17 protein-coding genes are annotated in these 20,761 nt (G+C 60.5%); 4 read left to right on the forward strand and 13 right to left on the reverse strand.

The features are described from left to right. The first annotated feature begins 99 nt into the window (after positions 1-99). Together metE and CKW07_RS12325 are read left to right on the forward strand one after the other, a co-directional pair. On the forward strand, positions 100-2,409 hold the full coding sequence (gene metE / locus CKW07_RS12320; RefSeq protein ID WP_095145151.1) for a 5-methyltetrahydropteroyltriglutamate--homocysteine S-methyltransferase: 2,310 nt from the start codon (positions 100-102) through the stop codon (positions 2,407-2,409). Between the two features lie 199 nt (positions 2,410-2,608). Continuing rightward, positions 2,609-3,628, forward strand: coding sequence for an alpha/beta fold hydrolase (locus tag CKW07_RS12325; RefSeq protein WP_095145152.1), 1,020 nt, complete (start codon positions 2,609-2,611; stop codon positions 3,626-3,628). A 131-nt stretch (positions 3,629-3,759) separates the two neighbouring features. Here CKW07_RS12325 and CKW07_RS12330 read toward each other — a convergent pair whose 3' ends face one another. From CKW07_RS12330 to CKW07_RS12380, 11 genes are all read right to left on the reverse strand, one after another. Continuing rightward, positions 3,760-4,089: a GlpM family protein gene (locus CKW07_RS12330; protein WP_172736522.1), complete on the reverse strand. Its 330-nt coding sequence runs from the start codon at positions 4,087-4,089 to the stop codon at positions 3,760-3,762. Between the two features lie 28 nt (positions 4,090-4,117). Next, on the reverse strand, positions 4,118-5,443 hold the full coding sequence (locus tag CKW07_RS12335) for a sigma-54 dependent transcriptional regulator (protein ID WP_095145153.1): 1,326 nt from the start codon (positions 5,441-5,443) through the stop codon (positions 4,118-4,120). After that, positions 5,440-7,341, reverse strand: a complete 1,902-nt coding sequence (locus CKW07_RS12340) for a sensor histidine kinase (RefSeq protein WP_095145154.1) — start codon at positions 7,339-7,341, stop codon at positions 5,440-5,442. The genes CKW07_RS12335 and CKW07_RS12340 overlap by 4 nt, the downstream gene beginning before the upstream one ends. Before the next feature lie 238 nt (positions 7,342-7,579). Continuing rightward, positions 7,580-8,314, reverse strand: a complete 735-nt coding sequence (locus tag CKW07_RS12345; protein ID WP_095145155.1) for an amino acid ABC transporter ATP-binding protein — start codon at positions 8,312-8,314, stop codon at positions 7,580-7,582. Next, positions 8,311-8,982: an amino acid ABC transporter permease gene (locus CKW07_RS12350; protein WP_095145156.1), complete on the reverse strand. Its 672-nt coding sequence runs from the start codon at positions 8,980-8,982 to the stop codon at positions 8,311-8,313. Before CKW07_RS12350 ends, CKW07_RS12345 begins: the two co-directional genes overlap by 4 nt. Then, positions 8,982-9,728 carry an amino acid ABC transporter permease gene (locus tag CKW07_RS12355; protein ID WP_095145157.1) on the reverse strand — a complete coding sequence of 249 codons (747 nt, stop codon included), beginning with the start codon at positions 9,726-9,728 and terminating at the stop codon, positions 8,982-8,984. The genes CKW07_RS12350 and CKW07_RS12355 overlap by 1 nt, the downstream gene beginning before the upstream one ends. Before the next feature lie 355 nt (positions 9,729-10,083). Beyond that, entirely contained in the window at positions 10,084-10,998 is a 915-nt protein-coding gene (locus CKW07_RS12360) for a glutamate/aspartate ABC transporter substrate-binding protein (protein ID WP_046041277.1), read from the reverse strand. 365 nt (positions 10,999-11,363) lie between these two features. Then, entirely contained in the window at positions 11,364-12,899 is a 1,536-nt protein-coding gene (gene glpD, locus CKW07_RS12365; protein ID WP_095145158.1) for a glycerol-3-phosphate dehydrogenase, read from the reverse strand. Positions 12,900-13,245: 346 nt separating this feature from the next. Beyond that, positions 13,246-14,001, reverse strand: coding sequence for a DeoR/GlpR family transcriptional regulator (locus tag CKW07_RS12370; RefSeq protein WP_095145159.1), 756 nt, complete (start codon positions 13,999-14,001; stop codon positions 13,246-13,248). 275 nt (positions 14,002-14,276) lie between these two features. Further along, positions 14,277-15,782: a glycerol kinase GlpK gene (glpK, locus tag CKW07_RS12375; RefSeq protein ID WP_095145160.1), complete on the reverse strand. Its 1,506-nt coding sequence runs from the start codon at positions 15,780-15,782 to the stop codon at positions 14,277-14,279. A 78-nt stretch (positions 15,783-15,860) separates the two neighbouring features. Then, the gene (locus CKW07_RS12380; RefSeq protein ID WP_095145161.1) at positions 15,861-16,712 is read right to left on the reverse strand and encodes an MIP/aquaporin family protein; all 852 of its coding nucleotides are present in this window, start codon (positions 16,710-16,712) and stop codon (positions 15,861-15,863) included. 368 nt (positions 16,713-17,080) lie between these two features. On the opposite strand from CKW07_RS12380, the gene ybaK reads away from it, so the two are divergent. Together ybaK and CKW07_RS12390 are read left to right on the forward strand one after the other, a co-directional pair. Further along, positions 17,081-17,551 (forward strand): Cys-tRNA(Pro) deacylase, encoded by a 471-nt coding sequence (gene ybaK / locus CKW07_RS12385; RefSeq protein ID WP_095145162.1) that lies wholly within the window; start codon positions 17,081-17,083, stop codon positions 17,549-17,551. A 100-nt stretch (positions 17,552-17,651) separates the two neighbouring features. Then, the gene (locus CKW07_RS12390) at positions 17,652-18,434 is read left to right on the forward strand and encodes a PhzF family phenazine biosynthesis protein (protein ID WP_095145163.1); all 783 of its coding nucleotides are present in this window, start codon (positions 17,652-17,654) and stop codon (positions 18,432-18,434) included. A gap of 110 nt (positions 18,435-18,544) precedes the next feature. Here the strand turns inward: CKW07_RS12390 and CKW07_RS12395 are convergent, their stop codons facing one another. Together CKW07_RS12395 and argF are read right to left on the reverse strand one after the other, a co-directional pair. Next, positions 18,545-19,654, reverse strand: coding sequence for an ABC transporter ATP-binding protein (locus tag CKW07_RS12395; RefSeq protein ID WP_095145164.1), 1,110 nt, complete (start codon positions 19,652-19,654; stop codon positions 18,545-18,547). Next, a complete protein-coding gene (gene argF / locus CKW07_RS12400) occupies positions 19,651-20,571 on the reverse strand; it encodes an ornithine carbamoyltransferase (protein ID WP_095145165.1) in 921 nt (306 codons plus the stop codon). Before argF ends, CKW07_RS12395 begins: the two co-directional genes overlap by 4 nt. Positions 20,572-20,761 lie beyond the last annotated feature (190 nt).

A 20,761-nucleotide genomic window follows, 5' to 3' on the forward strand; every position in this document is an offset into this window, starting at 1 on the left:
CATGAGTAAATTTTGTGATCAACACGAAAAGGTTGAGTTTGTCTCATGATGGGTCGGCTGTCGACAATAGCGCCATCATTTACTCAGGAGTTACTCGCCATGGCCTTGGCCCACACCCTCGGTTTTCCTCGCATTGGCGCCGACCGCGAACTGAAAAAAGCCCTCGAAGCCTATTGGAAGGGTGATCTCGACCAGGCCGCGCTGCAAGCCGTTGGCCGTGAACTGCGAGCCAGGCACTGGCAATTGCAGAAGGACGCCGGCATTGACCTGCTGCCGGTTGGCGACTTCGCCTGGTACGACCAGGTGCTGACCCATTCCCTGAGCTTCGGTGTGATCCCCGAGCGTTTTGACCGTACCAAGGATGAGCGCGGCCTGCCGACCCTCGACACGCTGTTCGCCATGGCCCGTGGCGCCAGTAGCGCGTGCTGCGGTGAACACGGCAAAGCGCAGTACGCCCAGGAATTGACCAAGTGGTTCGACACCAACTACCACTACCTGGTCCCGGAATTCAGCGCTGACCAGCAGTTCAAGTTGAGCTGGGAACAGTTGTTCGATGAAGTCGAAGAAGCCAAGGCCCTGGGGCACGACGTCAAACCGGTGATCATCGGCCCGCTGACCTACCTGTGGCTGGGCAAGGCCAAAGGCAATGACTTCGACAAACTCGACCTGCTGGAACGCTTGCTGCCCATTTATGGCGAAATCCTTGGTCGCCTCGCTGCCCAGGGCGTGGAGTGGGTGCAGATCGATGAACCGATCCTGACCCTGGACCTGCCGCAAACCTGGAAAAATGCCTTCGAACGCGCTTACCACATCCTGCAGTATTCACCGCTGAAAAAACTGCTGGCGACCTACTTCAGCGGCCTGCAAGACAACCTCGGTCTGGCCGTCGGCCTGCCGGTGCAGGGCCTGCACATCGACGCGGTGCGCGCGCCGGATCAGCTCGGCCAGGTGCTGGACCGCCTGCCGATCTACAAGATTCTCTCGGTGGGCCTGGTCAACGGTCGCAACGTCTGGCGCTGCGAACTGGAGCCGGTGCTTGCACAACTGCAATTTGCCCAGGAACGCTTTGGCGACAACCTGTGGGTCAGCAGTTCCTGTTCGCTGCTACACAGCCCGGTGGACCTTGAGCGCGAAGACAAACTCGATCCCGAGCTGAAAAGCTGGCTGGCGTTTGCCGTGCAAAAGTGTGGCGAAATCGCTGTGCTGCGCGATGCCTTGAACGACCCGCAAGCGCCCAGGGTACAAGCGGCTCTGGCTGAAAGTCGCGCGATTGCCGCTAGCCGCGCCGAGTCGCCACGCATTCACAAGGCTCAGGTGCAAGCACGCATCAGCGCCATCGGTGCGGCGGATAGCCAACGTCAGTCGCCGTTCGCCAAACGCATCGAACAGCAGCGTGCGCGACTGAAGTTGCCGGCGTTCCCGACCACCACCATCGGCTCGTTCCCGCAGACAGGTGCGATTCGTCTGGCGCGTCAGGCGTTCAAACAAGGCAAGTTGTCGGCCAATGACTACACCGATGCCATGCACACTGAAATTCGTCACGCGGTGCACATCCAGGAGCGCCTGGGGCTAGATGTGCTGGTGCACGGCGAAGCCGAGCGCAACGACATGGTCGAGTACTTCGCCGAGCAGCTGGATGGTTATGCCTTCACCCGTTTCGGCTGGGTCCAGAGCTACGGTTCGCGCTGCGTCAAACCGGCGATCATCTACGGCGACCTCAGTCGTGTGAACGCCATGACGGTGGACTGGATCACTTACGCCCAGAGCCTGACTGGCAAGGTTATGAAGGGCATGCTCACCGGCCCCGTGACCATGCTGATGTGGTCGTTCCCCCGCGAGGACATCTCGCGCAAAGTCCAGGCGCAACAACTGGCCCTGGCGCTGCGTGACGAAGTGCTCGACCTGGAAGCCGCCGGGATCAAGATTGTGCAGATCGACGAGGCCGCATTCCGTGAAGGTCTGCCGCTGCGTCGGTCGCAATGGCAGGAGTATCTGGATTGGGCGGTGGAAGCCTTCCGCTTGAGTGCCAGCGGTGTGCGCGACGAAACCCAGATCCACACCCACATGTGCTACAGCGAGTTCAACGATGTGATCAAGGCTATCGCCGCCATGGACGCGGACGTGATCACCATCGAGACCTCACGCTCGGACATGGAGCTGCTGGAGGTCTTCAAGGCTTTCGACTACCCGAACGACATCGGCCCGGGTGTCTACGACATTCACTCGCCGCGGGTACCGGACACCTCTGAGATCGTCGCGTTGATGCGCAAGGCCGTTGAGCGTGTCCCGGCCGAGCGGCTGTGGGTCAACCCCGATTGTGGCCTGAAAACCCGCGCCTGGCCGGAGACCGAGGCGGCACTGGTGAACATGGTGGCGGCGGCCCGTCAGTTGCGCAGCCAGTTGGCTTGACGTCCTGCGGCGCCTTGTCAGGCGCCATCGCGAGCCGAAGCGCTGCCCACGCGTTACCTGCTCGCGAAGAGCGAGCGTGCGGTCATTGAAAATGACCGTTCGGCGGCCTTCATCAAATTGTCACGCAACTGTGGCAGCGCGCTTGAACAAACATCATCAGACTCGCGCTCTACTGGAGTTCTGCGTTTCGGTGTTTTTCATGCGGGTGTTCATACTGCTGGTCGGACTGTGGTTCGGCCTGCCTTCCTTTGCGGCGTCGCGCTGCGACGTCAATGTAGCGACCCAGCGGGTCGATCTGCCACAGGTGAGCCTGGCGTACCAGAGCATCGGTCGCGCGTCCGATCCGGCGTTGCTGCTGGTGATGGGCTTGGGCGGGCAACTGATCCACTGGCCGGACGAGGTGGTGCAGGCGCTCTGTGAGCAGGGTTTTCGGGTGATTCGCTACGACAATCGCGATGTCGGCTTGTCGACCTGGCGCCAACCGCCCGCCGACGCCAACCTGGCCTTCGAAGCGCTGCGCTACAAGCTGGGCTTGCCGGTATCGGCACCGTACACCCTCACCGACATGGCGGAGGACGGCCTTGGCCTGATGGATGCCCTGCAGGTGGAGCAATTCCATGTCCTGGGCGCGAGCATGGGCGGGATGATTGCCCAGCATATGGCGGCGATGGCGCCGCAGCGGGTGGAAAGCCTGACGCTGATCATGAGCAGCTCCGGGGCCGAAGGGTTGCCGGCACCGAACGCGGCGCTGGTGCAATTGCTCTCGCGCCGCAGTGCACCGAACCGTGAAGTGGCCCTGGAGCAGCAGGCTGATCTGCTGGCCGCGCTCGGCAGTCCGAACATCGCCGATGATCGCCAGGCGTTGTTGCAACAGGCCGCGCAATCCTATGACCGGGCGTTCAATCCCGAAGGCGTGAAGCGCCAGATCATGGCCATCCTCGCCGAGCCGAGCCGGGTTGCGCTGCTCAATCAGTTGCGGGTGCCCACCCTGGTGGTGCACGGCACGGCCGACCCGTTGCTGCCGGTGATGCACGGCATTCACCTGGCGGCCCATATCCAGGGCAGCCAACTGAAGCTGATCCCGGGGCTGGCCCATCGTTTCCAGGAGGCGTTCAAGGCGCCGTTGCTGGCGGCGGTGTTGCCGTATCTGCAGCAACACCGGGAAGACATCTCGCACTGGGCGCAGATTGATCCATTACCGGGTGTGAATATGCTTTAAGACAACGCCACCCGAAGGAGCGAGCGCGCTCGCGATGGACGTTAACGATAACGCGAGCTATCTGGATAAACGCGCGTGGTCCTCACGCTTTTCGTCGGAACGCCGCCCGGAGCAAGCTCGCTCCGACAGTGTCAGGCATGCACCCGCACCCAGACGCTGACCAGGACGGTGGCGGCCATCAACCAGGCCACGGCGGCCACGGCCAGCGAAGCCTCTAGGCGCATTTTGTCCACCATCACATACAGGGTCGCCAGGTACACGAAGTACGGAATGATCGACCACATGCCAAACACGATGGTGGTCTTGAGGTCCTCCAGCGAGCGGCCTTTGCCGACGATGTAGTGGGCGATCAGGGCGAAGGTCGGGAACAGCGGCACCAGGCCTGCGATGTAGTAGTTCCTGGTCTTGGCCAGTGCGGCGAGAATAACCACCACCGCGGCGCCCAGCGCAGCTTTTAACAGTAGATCCACACGTATTCTCGATTCGGGGTTAGTGACTCAGGCCGTATTTCTTGACCTTGTCGAATAGGGTGGTCTTGGCCATTCCCAGCTCCAGGCTGGCCTGGGTCAGGTTGCCGCCACTGCGCTGCAAGGCGTCGTTGAGCAGGTTGCGTTCGAAGGCTTCCACCGCTTCGGAGAAGGCCAGGCCCTGGGCGGCGCCGCTGCCGGATTTCTTGAAGGCCGGCAAGCCGAGGGCAAAGCGTTCGGCGACGTTGCGCAGTTCGCGCACGTTGCCCGGCCAGTCGTGGCTCATCAGGTTGGACAGGGTCTGGTTGTCCAGTTCCGGCGGGCTGCGGTCAAAGCGCAGGGACGACTGCTGCAGGAAATGCTCGAACAATTGCAGGATGTCTTCGCGACGTTCGCGCAGCGGCGGCAGTTCCAGGGTCACCACGTTCAAGCGGTAATACAGGTCGCTGCGAAACTGACCGGCGCGGCCCAGTTCGTCGAGGTCGGACTTGGTGGCGGCAATCACCCGGCAGTCGACGGCCACGCTCTGGTTCGAACCCAGTCGCTCCAGGGTGCGCTCCTGCAACACCCGCAGCAGCTTGATCTGCAGTGGCAATGGCATGCTTTCCACTTCGTCGAGGAACAGGGTGCCGCCATTGGCGTGTTCGATCTTGCCGATCCGTCGTTTGCCGGCACCGGTAAAGGCATTGGCTTCGTGGCCGAAGATTTCGCTTTCGAACAGGTTCTCAGGCAAGCCACCGCAGTTCAACGCGACAAACTGCTGGGACTGCCGGCGACTGAAATCGTGCAGGCAGCGGGCAACCAGCTCCTTGCCGGTGCCGGTTTCACCTTCGATCAGCACGTTGGCCGAGGTGTCGGCGACGTTGGCAATCAGCTCACGCAGGTGTTGCATGGCGGGCGAGCGACCGATGATTCGCCCCTCCAGCGAGTCGCGTTCGGCCAGTTGCCGGCGCAACGACGTCACTTCACGGGCCAGGCTGCGCTGCTCCAGGGCACGGCGCGCAACGTCCACCAGGCGCTCCGGGGAGAAGGGTTTCTCCATGAAGTCGTAGGCGCCTTTTTGCATCGCGTCGACGGCCATCGAAATGTCGCCATGACCAGTGATCAGCACCACCGGCAGGCTGCGATCGCGGGCCTTGAGTCGGCCCAGCAGCTCCAGGCCATCAATGCCCGGCAGGCGAATGTCGCTGATGACGATACCGGCGAAGTTGTCGCCGACCTGTTCCAGGGCTTCTTCGGCGCTGCTGACGCCTTGGCAGGGAATGTCTTCCAGGGCCAGGGCCTGCTGGCAACCGAGCAGGACATGGGGATCGTCTTCGACGATCAGCACACTAAGATTGTTGTTCATATTCGCTCGGCGGGAAGGGGGCTTACCCACGGTAAACTGAGGACAAAAGCGGTACCACCGCTGGCCGGGTGCTCGACACCCAGGCTGCCGCCCGTGGCGGCCGCCAGGCTTGCCGACAAGGTCAGGCCCAGCCCCAGGCCTTGTTCGCCGGGTTTGGTGGTAAAGAAGGGTTCGAACAGATGTTTGCGGGTCTCGGCGTCGATGCCGTGACCGTTGTCGCGTACGCACAGGCGATACTTGCCGTCGACGATGTCGCCTTCGAGCCACAGCTCGGGCGCGGGCTGGGCGTGCATGGCGTCCAGGGCGTTGCCGATCAGGTTGACCAGGATCTGTTCCAGGCGGGTTTGGTCAATCTGCACCTGCTCGTCACTGAACGCACGGTGCACTTGCAACGGCGCATTTTCCAGGCGCGGGCCAAGCACTTGCAGGGCGGCATCGATCGCTTTGCCGAGGCTGGCCTGGCCCTTGTCTTCACCACGGCGGGCGAAGGAGCGCAGGCTGGCGGTGATCCGGCCCATGCGGTCGATCAATTCGTTGATGGTTTTCAGGTTGGCACTGGCGGTGTCCAGTTGCCCGCGCTCAAGGAACCGCACGGTGTTGCCGGACAAGGTGCGCAGGGCTGCCAGCGGCTGGTTCAATTCATGGGCAATGCTGGTGGACATCTGGCCGATGGCGGCGAGCTTGCCGGCCTGTACCAGTTCATCCTGCGCGTGGCGCAGGGTTTCTTCGGCCTGGCGCCGTTCACGGATCTGACTCTTGAGCCGATCGTTACTGGCCCGCAGGTCGGTGGTGCGTTCGGTAATCCGACGCTCCAGTTGATTGTTGGCTTCTTCCAGCGCCTCGCGAGCCGCCAGACGGGTCGCGACCACCTTGCGTCGCTCATTCCAGGCAATCAGCAGGAAGGCACACAAGGCGAACGCCACGGCCACCAGAATCCCCTGGTTAATGGCCTCGCGTCGCAGGTCTTGCAGCGGCGTGAGCAGGGTGAAATTCCACGGCGTGTCGCTCAGCGGCCGGGTCTGGGACAGGTAGCTGATGGCTTCTTCATCGGAGGCCACTTCGGAGTTGGCCGGGAAGGTCAGCTTCTCCACGCCTTCGGCCAGTCGTTCGCGGGCCAGCGGTTCCAGCTGGTTCAGCGGGAACCAGTAGTACTGCAGGCTGCGGGCCAGGCGCTCCTTGGTGTCCTCGCTGAGCGGACGCACCGCCTTGAGTCGCCGCGCCGGGTCGCTGGAGAGAATGATAATGCTGTTCTCGTCGCTGACAAAGGCTTCCAGGCGGGCGCGCTGCCAGCGTTCTTCCAAGGCTTCCAGGCGTACCTTTACCACGGCGACGCCGATGATCTTGCCCTGTTCTTCCAGGCCATGGGCCAGGTAGTAGCCGGGTTCGCCGTTGGTGCTGCCGATGCCATAGAAGCGTCCGGGCTGACCCCGCACGGCATTCTGGAAGTAGGCACGGAAGGACAGGTCTTCCCCCAGGTAGCTGTCGAAATCGCGCCAGTTGCTGGTGGCCAGCACTCGGCCGGTGGTGTCCATCACGTAGATCGCCCGACTGCGGCTGCGCCGGTTCAGGCCTTCGAGGTAAGTGTTGACCGTTTGCCGGAGCTCTGGCGTCGGGTCGGCCAGCAGTTGGGAAACGCTCGATTCGAGCTCCAGCAGGCTGGGCAGGTAGGTGTACTTGCTGATTTCGCTTTCCACGGCACGGGCGTGCAGTTCCAGCTGGCGTTGGCCGTTTTCGCTGAGGCTGCGAACACCGTAATGCTCGCTGACCCAAAAGCCGAGGTAGCCTAATGCGGCCATCAACAGGATGACCAGCGGCGGCAGAAACAGATGGCGAATCAGACGGGGTTTCACGGCGAGTGATGGCGGTGCGGCGCGATAATGGCTAGGGTCGCATTTCATCACAGATGCCTTGGGTCAACCAGTGTGGCAGCGGGCTTGCCTGTTGGTTGGGTCGAACGCAGAACTTGTGGCGAGGGAGCTTGCTCCCGCTCGGCTGCGAAGCAGTCGTAAAACCGGTCAATGCGGTGTGTCAGTCAACATGCATTTGCAGGTTTTGGGGTCGCTACACGACCCAGCGGGAGCAAGCTCCCTCGCCACAAGGGCAAGCCTGCCCTCCTAATTGAGGGCAGTGCCGGTTTTAGTGTTGCAGGATCTTGTTGAGGAAGTGCTGTGTACGTTCGGCGCGGGCGTTGATGTCGCCGAAGAACTCCTCTTTCTTGCAGTCTTCGATGATCTTGCCGGCGTCCATGAAGATCACCCGGTCCGCCACTTTACGGGCGAAGCCCATTTCGTGGGTCACGCACATCATGGTCATGCCTTCGTGGGCCAGTTGCACCATGACGTCGAGCACTTCGTTAACCATTTCCGGGTCGAGGGCCGAAGTCGGTTCGTCGAACAGCATGACAATCGGATCCATCGCCAGTGCACGGGCAATCGCCACACGCTGTTGCTGACCACCCGAGAGCTGGCCCGGGTGTTTGTGGGCGTGAGCCGACAGACCGACGCGCTCAAGCAGTTGCAGGCCTTTCTTGGTGGCTTCTTCCTTGCTGCGGCCCAACACCTTGATCTGCGCGATGGTCAGGTTTTCGGTGATGGTCAGGTGCGGGAACAGTTCGAAGTGCTGGAACACCATGCCCACGCGCGAACGCAGTTTCGGCAGGTTGGTCTTCGGGTCGGCGATGGAAGTACCGTCGACCACGATGTCGCCTTTCTGGAACGGTTCCAGGGCGTTGACGCACTTGATCAGGGTCGATTTGCCGGAGCCGGACGGCCCGCAGACCACGATCACTTCACCTTTTTTGACCTCGGTGCTGCAATCAGTCAGCACCTGGAAGTCCCCATACCACTTGTTGATGTTCTTGATAGAGATCATACGGCGAACCTTTTTTGCAGACGCTTGACCAGCTGCGAGGCGGCAAAGCTGATGATGAAGTACACGAGACCTGCGAAGATCAGGAACTCATTGGAGCGGCCAATGATGTCGCCACTGGCGCGCGAAGCATTGAGGAAGTCCACCAGGCCGACCGCGTAGACCAGCGAGGTGTCCTGAAACAGGATGATGCTCTGTTGCAGCAGCAGCGGGGTCATCTTGCGGAACGCTTGCGGCAGGATGATCAAGCGCATCATCTGGCCGTAGCTCATGCCCAGTGCCTGGGCAGCGCCCATCTGGCCCTTGGGAATCGACTGCACGCCAGCACGGACGATTTCGCAGAAGTACGCCGCTTCGAACATCATGAACGCCACGATGCACGAGGCGAACGCGCCGATCGGTGTGTCTTCGCCAGTGATCCAGCGCAGTACGAATGGTACCGCCAGGTAGAACCAGGTGATCACCAGCAGCAGCGGGATCGAGCGGAAGTAGTTGACGTAGGCACCGGCAATGTTCGACAGCAGTTTGCTGTGGGACAGACGCATCAACGCCAGGATAGTACCAAGGATGATCCCGCCGACGACGCCCAACGCCATCAGTTGCAGGGTCATGACCATGCCGTTCCACAAACCCGGCAGGGACGGGATGATGCCCGAGAAGTCGAATTCCATCATTTACCCCCTACGGAAATCAGGCCCGGTACGGCGACTTTCTTCTCGACCAAACGCATCAGCAGCATCAGGCTCATGTTCAGGGTGAAGTAGATCAGCGTTGCCAGGGTGAAGGCTTCGAACAGGTTGGCGGAGAACTCGGCGGTCTGCTTGGTCTGCGCGAGCAGTTCCATCAGGCCGATCAGCGAGGCTACGGAGGTGTTCTTGAATACGTTCAGGAATTCCGAGGTAAGCGGCGGAATGATGATCCGGTAGGCCTGGGGCAGCAGCACGTTCCAGTAGATCTGTGGCAGCTTGAAGCCCATGGCGCGGGCCGCGGATTCCTGGCCGCGAGGTAGCGCCTGGATACCGGTACGCACCTGTTCGCAAACGCGGGCCGTGGTGAACAGGCCCAGGCACACAACGACGCTGAGGAAGGCCGAGGTGGTCGGGTTCAGGTCCTGCTTGTACCACTCCTGCAGGTCCGCCGGCAGCAGGTCGGGTACCAGGAAGTACCAGATGAACAGCTGAACCAGCAGCGGCACGTTACGGAAGAGTTCGACGTAGCAGGTGGCGATGCCCGATACGATGCGGTTCGGCACGGTACGCATGACGCCCAGGATCGAGCCCAGTGTCAGGGCAATGATCCAGGCCGCGATGGCGATGCCGATGGTCCAGGCCAGACCGGACACGTACCAGTCGAGATACGTCTCGCTGCCCACGCCGGTGGACTTGAAGAACACGCCCCAGTCCCAGTTGTAATTCATTAGGGTCTCCCCTCGGATTCGATCAATGTACAAATACCCGCTTGGGGGAAGCTCCGTTCCCGCCCGACCCAGGTGGCCTGTGTGGTCAGTTCTGTTAGCTCAACTTCGGCGCCAGAGGTCCATATCCTGCGTTGCTGTTCCTCGCCATAGCGGGCTATGACTCGTCACAGCGCCTTGGCTATGAACTTCTGGCATCCGAATTTGAGCCAACGAACTAACCGTACAGGCCACTCCGATCAGGCACACACGCTCGGCTCGACAGCCACCGGTTCGAGTGTTTCCAAAAAATGCCAGCAGGGAGTGACAACCTCCTGAGAGGGCCGCGGCCCCCTCAGGAGATAAGGTTAGTCAGAAATCAGGACTTCTTGTCGTCAGCCGCTTTATCGGTCGGTTTGGCGATCAGGGCCTTGAGCTCGTCGCTCATCGGGAAGTTCAGGTTCAGGCCTTTTGGCGGGATCGGTTGCATGAACCATTTTTCGTAGATCTTGTTGATCTCGCCCGATGCGTAGGTGGCCTTGATGGCGTCATCCACAGCCTTTTTGAACGGCTCGTCGCCTTTGCGCACCATGCAGCCGTAGATTTCGTAGGACTGTGGAGTGCCGGTCACGGCCCAGTCGCTTGCTTTCTTGGCCTTGGCCGCTTCACCCGCCAGCAGGGCGTCGTCCATCATGAAGGCCACTGCGCGGCCGGTTTCCAGCATCTGGAACGACTCGCCATGGTCTTTGGCGGAGATGACGTTCATGCCCATCTGCTTGTCGGCGTTCATCGCCTTGAGGATGCGCTCGGACGTGGTGCCGGCGGTGGTCACGACGTTCTTGCCGGCCAGGTCAGGGAAATCCTTGTACTTGGAGTCTGCCTTGGACAGCAGGCGAGTACCGATTTCGAAGATGCCCACGGAGAAGTCAACTTGCTGCTGACGCTCGACGTTGTTGGTGGTGGAGCCGCACTCGAGGTCCACGGTGCCGTTCTGCACCAGCGGGATACGGGTTTGCGAAGTCACCAGGTTGTATTTGACCTGGAGGTTCGGCATGTCCAGGTCTTTTTTCAGCGCTTCAACGACTTTCAGCTGAATATCGTGGGAGTAGCCGACCGGTTTGCCGGAAGCGTCTGCAATGTAGGAAAACGGAATGGAAGCGTCGCGATGGCCCAGGGTGATGGTGCCGGACTCTTTGATCTTCTTCAGGGTGCCGGTGAGTTCGGCGGCGAAAACTGGCGTGCTGATCAGAGCGGCAGCAATGGCTGCGCCCAGGATATGGGGAACGATGCGCATCAAATTTTCCTCGACATTGTTATTTTATGGAGCCAGTTCTTCGGCTCTCTTGTGCAGCGGAATGCCTGGAGGGCTCCTGAAGTGTTGGCACCTCAGGCATTCGTCCAAGAGTGTAGAGCATGAGTCGTGCCAGGCTAGGGCTTTCAAGTTAACTTGTTGATTTATAAGGATATTAAATATTTGTGGCGACGATGTTCGAGGAGGAAGGTCCGGTTAACCGAATCGACCGCAGAGTCGCGTTCGGAAAACCGAATGCATTTCCGTCGGTATTGCCCACTTTGCCCGGGAGCGATCAGGGGGCATCAGAATGTACAAAGCCCCTGGACCTTTCGGTGCCAGGGGCTTTTGATCCATCGAATCGGCAATCAGGCCGCTTCGATCTTCCGACGGTTCATTTCAACCGTGTCCAGGTATTGCTGAACCTTCGCTTGCTCGTCCTGGGTGGTGAACAAGCCCAGTTTGCTGCGGCGCCACAGGATATCGTGAGCGGTGGTAGCCCATTCTTCGCTGCACAGGTAATCGACTTCGCGGCTATAGAGACCGCCGCCCAGGTGTTCACCCAGGTCGTTCAGGTTCTGCACGCCTTCGAGCATGCGCCAGGTGCGGCTGCCGTAGGTGGTGGCCCAGCGTCGGGAGATTTCCGTTGGTACCCAGTCGAATTTGTCGCGAATCAACGCACTCAAGGCCTGGGGGGTGGTCATGTCTTCACCGCCTGGTAGGGTCGCACTGGCGGTCCAGCTTGGCTTGATGTCCTTGAAGTAAGGGGCCAGTTGCGCCATGGCCGATTCGGCCAACTTGCGGTAAGTGGTCAGCTTGCCGCCGAACACTGACAGCAGTGGGGCTTCTTCGCCGCTGCCGGACAGCGCCAGGGTGTAGTCCCGGGTCACGGCCGACGGGTTGTCGGACTCGTCGTTACACAGTGGGCGAACACCGGAATAGGTGTGCAGGATGTCCTCGCGGCTGATCTGTTTCTTGAAGTGCGCATTGACGACCTTGATCAGGTAGTCGGTCTCGCCCTCGGTGATTGCGACTTTGGCCGGGTCGCCCGTGTATTCACGGTCCGTAGTACCAATCAGGGTGAAGTGATTGAGGTACGGGATCGTGAACACGATGCGCTGATCTTCGTTTTGCAGGATATGCGCGTGTTCGCCTTCGTACAGTTTTGGCACGATCAGATGGCTGCCCTGGATCAGGCGGATGCCGTAAGGCGATTCCATCTTCAGGTCGTCGCGAATGAATTTGGCGACCCATGGGCCGGCAGCGTTCACCAGCGCCTTTGCGCAGATCGAGAACAGGCTGCCGTCGGCACGCTCCAGATGCAGGTGCCACAGGCCTTTACTACGACGGGCGCTGACGCAACGGGTCTGGGTGTGGACGTGGGCACCTTTTTCTCGGGCAGCCATGGCGTTGAGTACTACGAGGCGGGCGTCGTCGACCCAGCAGTCGGAGTACTCGAAGCCCTTGGTGATTTCGCTTTTCAGTGCGCTGTCGGCGCCGAATTTCAGGCTTCTGGAGCCGGCGAGTTTCTCGCGCTTGCCCAGGTGGTCATACAGGAACAGGCCGGCACGGATCATCCACGCCGGACGCAGGTGCGGGCGGTGAGGTAGCACGAAGCGCATCTGCTTGACGATGTGCGGTGCCTTGGCCAGCAGCACTTCCCGTTCTGCCAGGGCCTCGCGCACCAGGCGGAATTCGTAGTGTTCGAGGTAGCGCAGGCCGCCGTGGATCAGCTTGCTGCTGGCGGACGAGGTATGGCTGGCCAGATCGTCCTTTTCGCAAAGGAACACCGAGAGACCGCGGCCGGCGGCATCCGCTGCAATCCCGACACCATTGATCCCACCACCGATAACGGCAATGTCATAGATCTCGGCAAGTGGGGGCGTCAGGGTGGAAGTGCGCATTGGCTGGCCTCGGACTCTTTTGATTATCTGTATTTGAATTCGAACATTAATGTTCATTTGCGAAAATGTTAGCTCATAAAGGCGGGCACGGCCAGTCGGCTTCGATTGAAAAAACTCATCGAAGTGCCGCTAAAGGAAAATTTTCGAACATTAATGTGAGGTGCAGCTCTTTTGTGGCGAGGGAGCTTGCTCTCGCTGGGCCGGTCCGCGTTCGGGCACGGCAGCCCCAGAACCATTCAATCGAACTCATTCAGATGCACCCGACCCGCCGCCGGGTGTGCGACGGCTTCGCCGCCGAGCGGGAGCAAGCTCCCTCGCCACAGGGGAGCTTTACCGTCGGGTGGGATTAAACGACTTCCAGGCGAATCTTGTGGTGGTTCAGCAGTTGCGCCAAGGCAGGTACCGGCTGCTGGTCAGTTACCAGGCAGTCGATCAGGCTGATGGGGCCCAGGCGAATCATGGCATTGCGCCCGAACTTGCTGGAGTCGGCCGCCAGGATCACTTGCCGGGCGTTGGCGATGATCGCCTGGGAGACCCGCACTTCCTGGTAGTCGAAGTCCAGCAGGCTGCCGTCCTCGTCGATGCCGCTGATGCCCACCAGGGCATAATCGACCTTGAACTGGTTGATGAAGTCGACACTGGCCTGACCGACGACGCCGCCATCGCGGCGTACGTTGCCGCCGGTGAGCAGCACATCGAAGTCGTCCTTGGCGCTGAGCATCGAGGCAACGTGCAGGTTGTTGGTGATGATCTTCAGGTGGCTGTGGTTGAGCAGCGCCCGAGCGATGGATTCGGTGGTGGTGCCGATATTGATGAACAGCGAGGCGTGGTCGGGGATTTGCCGGGCAATGGCTTCGCCGATGCGCTGTTTTTCGTCGCGCATCTGGTCGGCGCGCATGGCATACGCGGTGTTTTCCACGCTTGAGTCATAGGCCGCGCCGCCATGGTAGCGACGCAACAGGTTGTCTTCGGCCAGTTGGTTGATGTCGCGGCGGATGGTCTGCGGTGTCACAACGAACAGTTGGGCCATTTCCTCGATGCTGACGTAGCCGCGTTCGCGGACCAGTTCGAGGATTTGCTGCTGACGGGGAGGCAGATTCATGGGGCTTCCTTTGGGCTGCCGTGCAAAATTTGCCCATGATGACGCAGGAATCTGCTCCCTACCAGTTTCCAAACAACGTGAAAGCTACTTCGTGCTGGACGCCTTCGGCGTTACGCAAGCTATCCTGCGTTAAAAACAGGCTCGGACTACTCATTTACAACCTCGTAAAGTCGTGTGCGACCTCAGCCGGTCCTCGCCTGTTTTTGCCTTGTCTTTCCTTCGCTCGCTACGCTTTCACGCTGTTTGGACATACCGATACGAGTGCTCAGTCTGGCTTACTCAGCACCTTCGTGCGGCTCCCAGTCGCGGGTGCGGCTGACGGCTTTTTTCCAGCCAGCGTAGAGTTTTTCCTTCGTGGTTTCGTCCAGCTGCGGGTCGAACTCGCGTTCGATCACTGCCTTGCCGCGTAGTTCTTCCAGGCTGCCCCAGAAGCCACAGGCCAGGCCGGCCAGGTAGGCGGCGCCGAGCGCGGTGGTTTCGCGCATTTGCGGGCGTTCGACCTGGGTACCGAGGATGTCGGCCTGGAACTGCATCAGGAAGTTGTTGGCGACAGCGCCGCCGTCCACGCGCAGGGCCTTGAGGCGTTCGCCGGAGTCCTGTTGCATGGCGTCGAGTACGTCGCGGGTCTGGAAGGCAATCGACTCCAGGGCGGCACGAATGATGTGGTCCACCCGTACGCCGCGGGTCAGGCCGAATAAAGCACCGCGGGCATAGGGGTCCCAGTATGGAGCGCCCAGGCCGGTAAAGGCGGGCACCAGGTACACGCCGTTGCTGTCCTTGACCTTGTTGGCGAAGTACTCGGTGTCGTGGGCGTCGTTGATGATCTTCAGCTCGTCGCGCAACCACTGCACGGTGGAGCCGCCATTGAATACCGCACCTTCCAGCGCGTAAGCGACTTCACCCCGGGGGCCGCAGGCGATGGTGGTGAGCATGCCGTGGCTGGATTTCACCGCTTTGGTGCCGGTGTTCATCAGCAGGAAGCAGCCGGTGCCGTAGGTGTTTTTCGCCTGGCCTGGTTCCACGCACATCTGGCCGAACAGGGCAGCCTGCTGGTCACCGGCGATACCGCCGATGGCGATGCCGCTCTTGGTGTGCCCATAGATTTCCGACGAAGACTTCACCTCTGGCAGCATCTCGCGCGGGATGTCCAGCACCTCCAGCATCTTCGCGTCCCACTCCAGGGTGTGGATGTTGAAGAGCATGGTGCGCGAGGCGTTGGTGTAGTCGGTGACGTGGGTCTTGCCGCCAGTGAATTTCCAGATCAGCCAGCTGTCGACGGTGCCGAACAGCAACTCGCCCTTGCGCGCCCGCTCGCGGCTGCCCTCGACGTTGTCCAGGATCCACTTGAGCTTGGTGCCGGAGAAGTACGGGTCGGTGACCAGGCCCGTGGTGTCGCTGATGTATTGCTCGTGACCGTCGCGCTTGAGTTGCTCGCAGATCTCGGTGCTGCGGCGGCACTGCCAGACGATCGCGTTATAGATCGGGCGGCCGGTGGTCTTGTCCCAGACCACGGTGGTTTCACGCTGGTTGGTGATGCCGATGGCGGCCACCTGGTCATGGTGCAGGCCGGCTTGTGCCAGGGCCTCGACCATCACCGCGCTTTGGGTGGCGAAGATTTCCATCGGGTCGTGCTCGACCCAGCCGGCTTGGGGGTAGTGCTGGGCGAATTCGCGTTGTGCGGTGCAGACCACGTTGGCGTCACGGTCGAAGATGATCGCGCGCGAGCTGGTCGTACCCTGATCGAGGGCAATGATGTAGTTCTTATTCTGTGTGTCGGTCATGTCGATTGCCTTGGACGAAATAAGGGAGTGGATGGGGGGCGCGTGGTCAAGGATGGGCAGGAACGCGCGCCGCCGCTTTCAGGAAACTCGTGGTTTGCCGTCAATGGCTGGTTCTGCATCCTTTGTAGCAGGTTCGGCGCCAGGCAGATGACGGGCAATGAGCCCGCGATAGGCCGCGGCACCGAGGCAGGCACCGACAATCGGTGCAAAGACAGGAATCAGGAAGTAAGGAATATCGCGGCCGCCAGTGAAGGAAATTTCACCCCAGCCAGCGAAAAAAGTCATCAGTTTCGGACCGAAGTCACGTGCCGGGTTCATCGCGAAGCCGGTCAGCGGGCCCATCGAACTGCCGATCACCGCGATCAGCAGGCCAATCAGCAGCGGTGCCAGCGGGCCTTTCGGCAGGCCATTGTTGTCGTCGGTCAGGGACATGATCACGCCCATCAGGATCGCAGTGATGATGACCTCGACGAGGAACGCCTGACCTGTCGACAGGGCAGGGTTGGGGAAGGTGGAGAACACGGATGCCAGTTCAAGGCTGGCCTGGCTGCCACGGACCATTTGATGGCTTTGTTCGAAATCGAAGAACAGGTTGCTGTAAAGCGTGTAAACCAACAAGGCGGCGCAGAAGGCGCCAGCGACCTGAGAGAGGATGTAGAACGGCAGTTTGCGTTTTTCAAAGTCGGTGAAAATGCTCAGGGCAATACTGACGGCCGGGTTCAGGTGCGCGCCGGAAACACCCGCGGTCAGGTAGATCGCCATGCTCACGCCAACCCCCCAGATAATGCTGATTTCCCACAGGCCAAAGCTGGCACCGGCGACTTTGAGCGCGGCAACGCAACCGGTACCAAAGAAGATCAGTAAGGCAGTGCCCAGGAACTCGGCCATGCATTGGCTCGAGAGCGAAGGTTGCTGTAAAGCAGTTGTCATTGAAAACCTCGGTTTTTGTTGTTGTCTGGCGCTGTTTCCGAAAGGACTGAGCGCGATTTTCACCGAGGCAGGATCCCCATCCTGGTCTCGGCTTGCTGCCGGGTGTTGCTAGGAATCTTCGCATATATTCAGATTCGAAAAAATATAGACAAGAAACGCTGCTGTCAAAGGTCGAAAGTGAACTGTCAGTCACTTTTAAACTGACGGCTTGATGAATGACTGCGGGTTCGAGGTGTGGAACAGTCCTGGTCTGGCTCTCCAGGTTGGCGCCTGCGGAGGGATAAAACGCTGGCCATGAAGCCTTTTGCTGTCTGATGTCCTAGAATCCGGCGCAACATTTTTGTTGTTTTGCCACGCTTGGAGCTGCCATGACCCCCGCATTGGATCTGCTGAAAAAAGTTCGAGCCGAACATCGCGTGCACAGTTATGAACATGATCCGAAGGCCGCCTCGTATGGGCTGGAGGCTGCGGAAAAGCTGGGGCTGGACCCCGCGCAAGTGTTCAAGACGTTGCTGGCGGCGAGTGAAAAGGGCGAGTTGCTGGTCGCTGTGGTGCCAGTCGTCGGAAGCCTGGACCTCAAGGCGCTGGCCCAGGCCGCGGGGGTGAAGAAAGTCGAGATGGCTGACCCTGCCGCCGCGCAACGGGCGACCGGCTATTTGTTGGGTGGCATCAGCCCGCTGGGACAAAAGAAGCGCCTGCGCACCTTCATCGATAACAGTGCCCAACCTTTTGCAAGTGTTTATGTCAGTGCCGGGCGGCGGGGCCTGGAGGTCGAGTTGGCGGCGTCGGTGCTGGCCGAGCACACCCAAGCCAAGTTTGCCGATATCGGTCGCGGCTGACGGTTGCGCTGTATGGTGAAAATTGGCCGGCTCTGTCTCTGCCCGGCTGGCGACGGTTACTGCATGCTCGCGTCCGACTTATCACAAGGAGGTCCGCGCCATGCAGTTAGCGTTTCATCAGGTCGATGCGTTCAGCGAGCGCCCGTTCAGTGGCAATCCGGCGATGGTCTATCGGCTCGATACCTGGCTCAGTGATGAGCTGATGCAACAAATCGCCGCCGAACACAACCTCGCCGAAACGGCGTTTGTGGTGCGCGAAGCCGAGGGTTGGCGTATCCGCTGGTTCACGCCTGCTACCGAAGTACCTTTGTGTGGGCATGCGACGCTGGCCAGTGCCTATGTATTGTTCGAGGTCTTTCACGAGCCGGCCGAGCGCCTGGACTTCATCAGCCAGTCCGGCCCCTTGAGCGTGACTCGGGAAGGCGAGCGGCTGTGGCTGGACTTTCCTGCCATCGATGCGCGTGAGGTGCAGGACTATCAGCAAGTGGCGCGGGCGCTGGGGGTGCAACCGGTCGAGGTGCTGGGTTCAAACGAATTGTTGGTGGTGCTGGAGTCAGAGCAGGCAGTCATCGATTGCCAGCCTGACATGGCTGCGCTGGCAAAGCTGCCTTGGTTGGGGGTGATCGTGACGGCCCGTGGAGCACAGCATGATTTCGTGTCGAGGTATTTTGCCCCGGCCATCGGTATCAACGAGGACCCGGTCACTGGATCGACCCATTGCCTGTTGATCCCCTATTGGGCGCAGCGTCTGGACAAAACCAGGCTGACGGCGTTTCAGCGTTCGGCGCGGGGAGGGGAGTTGTTCTGCCGCCTGGAAGGCAGTCGGGTGAAAATCGGCGGTCATGCGACGCTGGTGGCCAGCGGGACCTTGATGTTGGATTGATGATCTGCTCCCGCGTGGGAATGCAGTTCGTGACGCTCCGAGTCACTGGACGCGGAGCATCCCTTGAGGCATTCCCACGCAGAGCGTGGGAACGATCAAGCGAACTCTGTTCAGCTGGCAGTGCTGTACCGCCGAACCCCTGACTCGATCTGCGCAATCTGCGCGGCCATGCTGCCGGGCGCCTGGAACAGCACCAGGTGTTCAGCCGCCACACGAATGCCGACTTCGGCTCCGACCAGATGGTCGGCGTGGCTTGGAAAGATCGACTCCAGTTGGCTGCCCGTCGGCAGTTGCAGGCGATACAGGGTCGAGGCGCCGAGGAACGACTTACCCACGATCCGCGCTCTCAACGGGCTGTCGGGGGCATAGACAATGTCGTCGGGACGCAGTAACACGTCCACGGCACCGCCGATTGGCCAGGTGTAAGCACGATTACCGCGCAGTTCGCCGAGCTCGGTTTGCACCGATTCGGGGGTCTGCAACTGGCCGCGAATGAAGTAGCCCTGGCCGATAAAACTGGCAACGAAAGGTGTCAGTGGTTCGTGGTACAGGTTGTAGGGCGTGTCCCACTGTTCCAGTCGACCTTCCTTGAACACCCCGACCTGGTCGCTGACCGCGAAGGCTTCTTCCTGGTCGTGCGTCACCAGAATCGCACTGGTGCCCCGGCTCTTGAGGATATCCCGGACTTCGTGGCTCAACTTGCGGCGCAATTCGCCATCGAGGTTGGAAAACGGTTCGTCCAGCAACAAGAGTTGTGGCTCTGGCGCCAGGGCCCGGGCCAGTGCGACCCGTTGCTGCTGGCCGCCAGACAGTTCGTGGGGGAAGCGCTTGCCCAGGTGCTTGAGATTGACCAACTCCAGCATCTCGGCGGTGACCCGTTCTTTGTCCGGGTGCTTGCGAATGCCGAAGGCAATGTTGTCGGCCACGCTCAGGTGAGGAAACAGGGCATAGTCCTGGAACACCATGCCGATCCGGCGTTTCTCCGGGGCGAGGGTAAAACCGGCGCTGGAGATGGTTTCACCCGCCAGCTGGATTTCCCCTTCGTGAATCGGCTCGAAGCCTGCAATCGCGCGCAGGGTTGTGGTTTTGCCGCAACCGGATGAACCGAGCAGGCAGCCAATGTCACCGGCATTGAGGTGCAGGTTGAGGTTCTGAACGACCCGCTGGTCTTGATAGCCGCAGGCCAGGTTGCGCAGGTTCAGCAGTAATGGATGGCTCATGCGTGATGGTACGCAGGCTCGACGAGAAACTCGAGCAAGGCCTTTTGTGCGTGAAGACGATTTTCTGCCTGGTCCCAGGCGACCGAGCGCGGGTCGTCCAGCAGGTCGAGGCTGATTTCTTCGCCACGGTGGGCGGGCAGGCAGTGCATGAACAGGACATCCTCTGCGGCGAGATCGAGCAGGGTGCGATTGACCTGAAACGGCGCGAACAATGTGAGGCGCTTGGCGGTTTCTTCTTCCTGGCCCATGGAGGTCCAGACGTCGGTGCTGACCAGATGGGCGCCCAGCACGGCAACCTTCGGATCGCGGACGATGGTCACGCGGTCACCTGCTCTTGCCACGAATTCCGGGTTGGGCTCGTAGCCCTCGGGGCAGGCGATGCGCAACTGGAAGTCGAACTGGATGGCGGCTTCTATATAGCTGTTGCACATGTTGTTGCCGTCGCCGATCCAGGCGACGGTCTTGCCCTGGATCGAGCCGCGATGCTCAAGGAAGGTTTGCATGTCGGCCAGCAGCTGGCACGGGTGCAGGTCATCGGACAAGCCGTTGATTACCGGTACGCGCGAGTTGGCGGCAAATTCGGTCAGGGTGCTGTGGGCGAAGGTGCGGATCATCACCGCATCGAGCATGCGCGACATGACGATGGCGCAGTCGCCGATCGGCTCGCCGCGCCCCAGTTGGGTGTCGCGCGGCGAAAGGAAAATCGCCTGGCCACCCAGCTGGATCATGCCTGCTTCGAACGACAGGCGGGTGCGGGTCGAGGACTTCTCGAAAATCATGCCCAGGACGCGGTTTTTCAACGGCTCGAACAGTACGCCGCGGTTACGCAGGTCTTTGAGCTCAATGCCTCGACGGATCACGCTGACCAGCTCTTCGGGCGTGCAATCCATCAGGGAGAGAAAGTGCCTTGCGCTCATCATTGACTACCTTTTTGCAACGGACCGCAGATACTCAAAGCCTTGTTTCATTGGAAAACGGGCGAGACCTGCGGCGTAAGCCGCACGGGGCGACGAAATAGGGGAAGGCGCGATATTGACATTAAATGTCGCGTCTTACCAATAGGCTACAGTTTTTAGGGGATTTCAGAGGGGCTACGGGACGATCGCG

The sequence above is a fragment of the Pseudomonas sp. Irchel s3b6 genome (assembly GCF_900187415.1).
Classification (GTDB): Bacteria; Pseudomonadota; Gammaproteobacteria; order Pseudomonadales; family Pseudomonadaceae; genus Aquipseudomonas.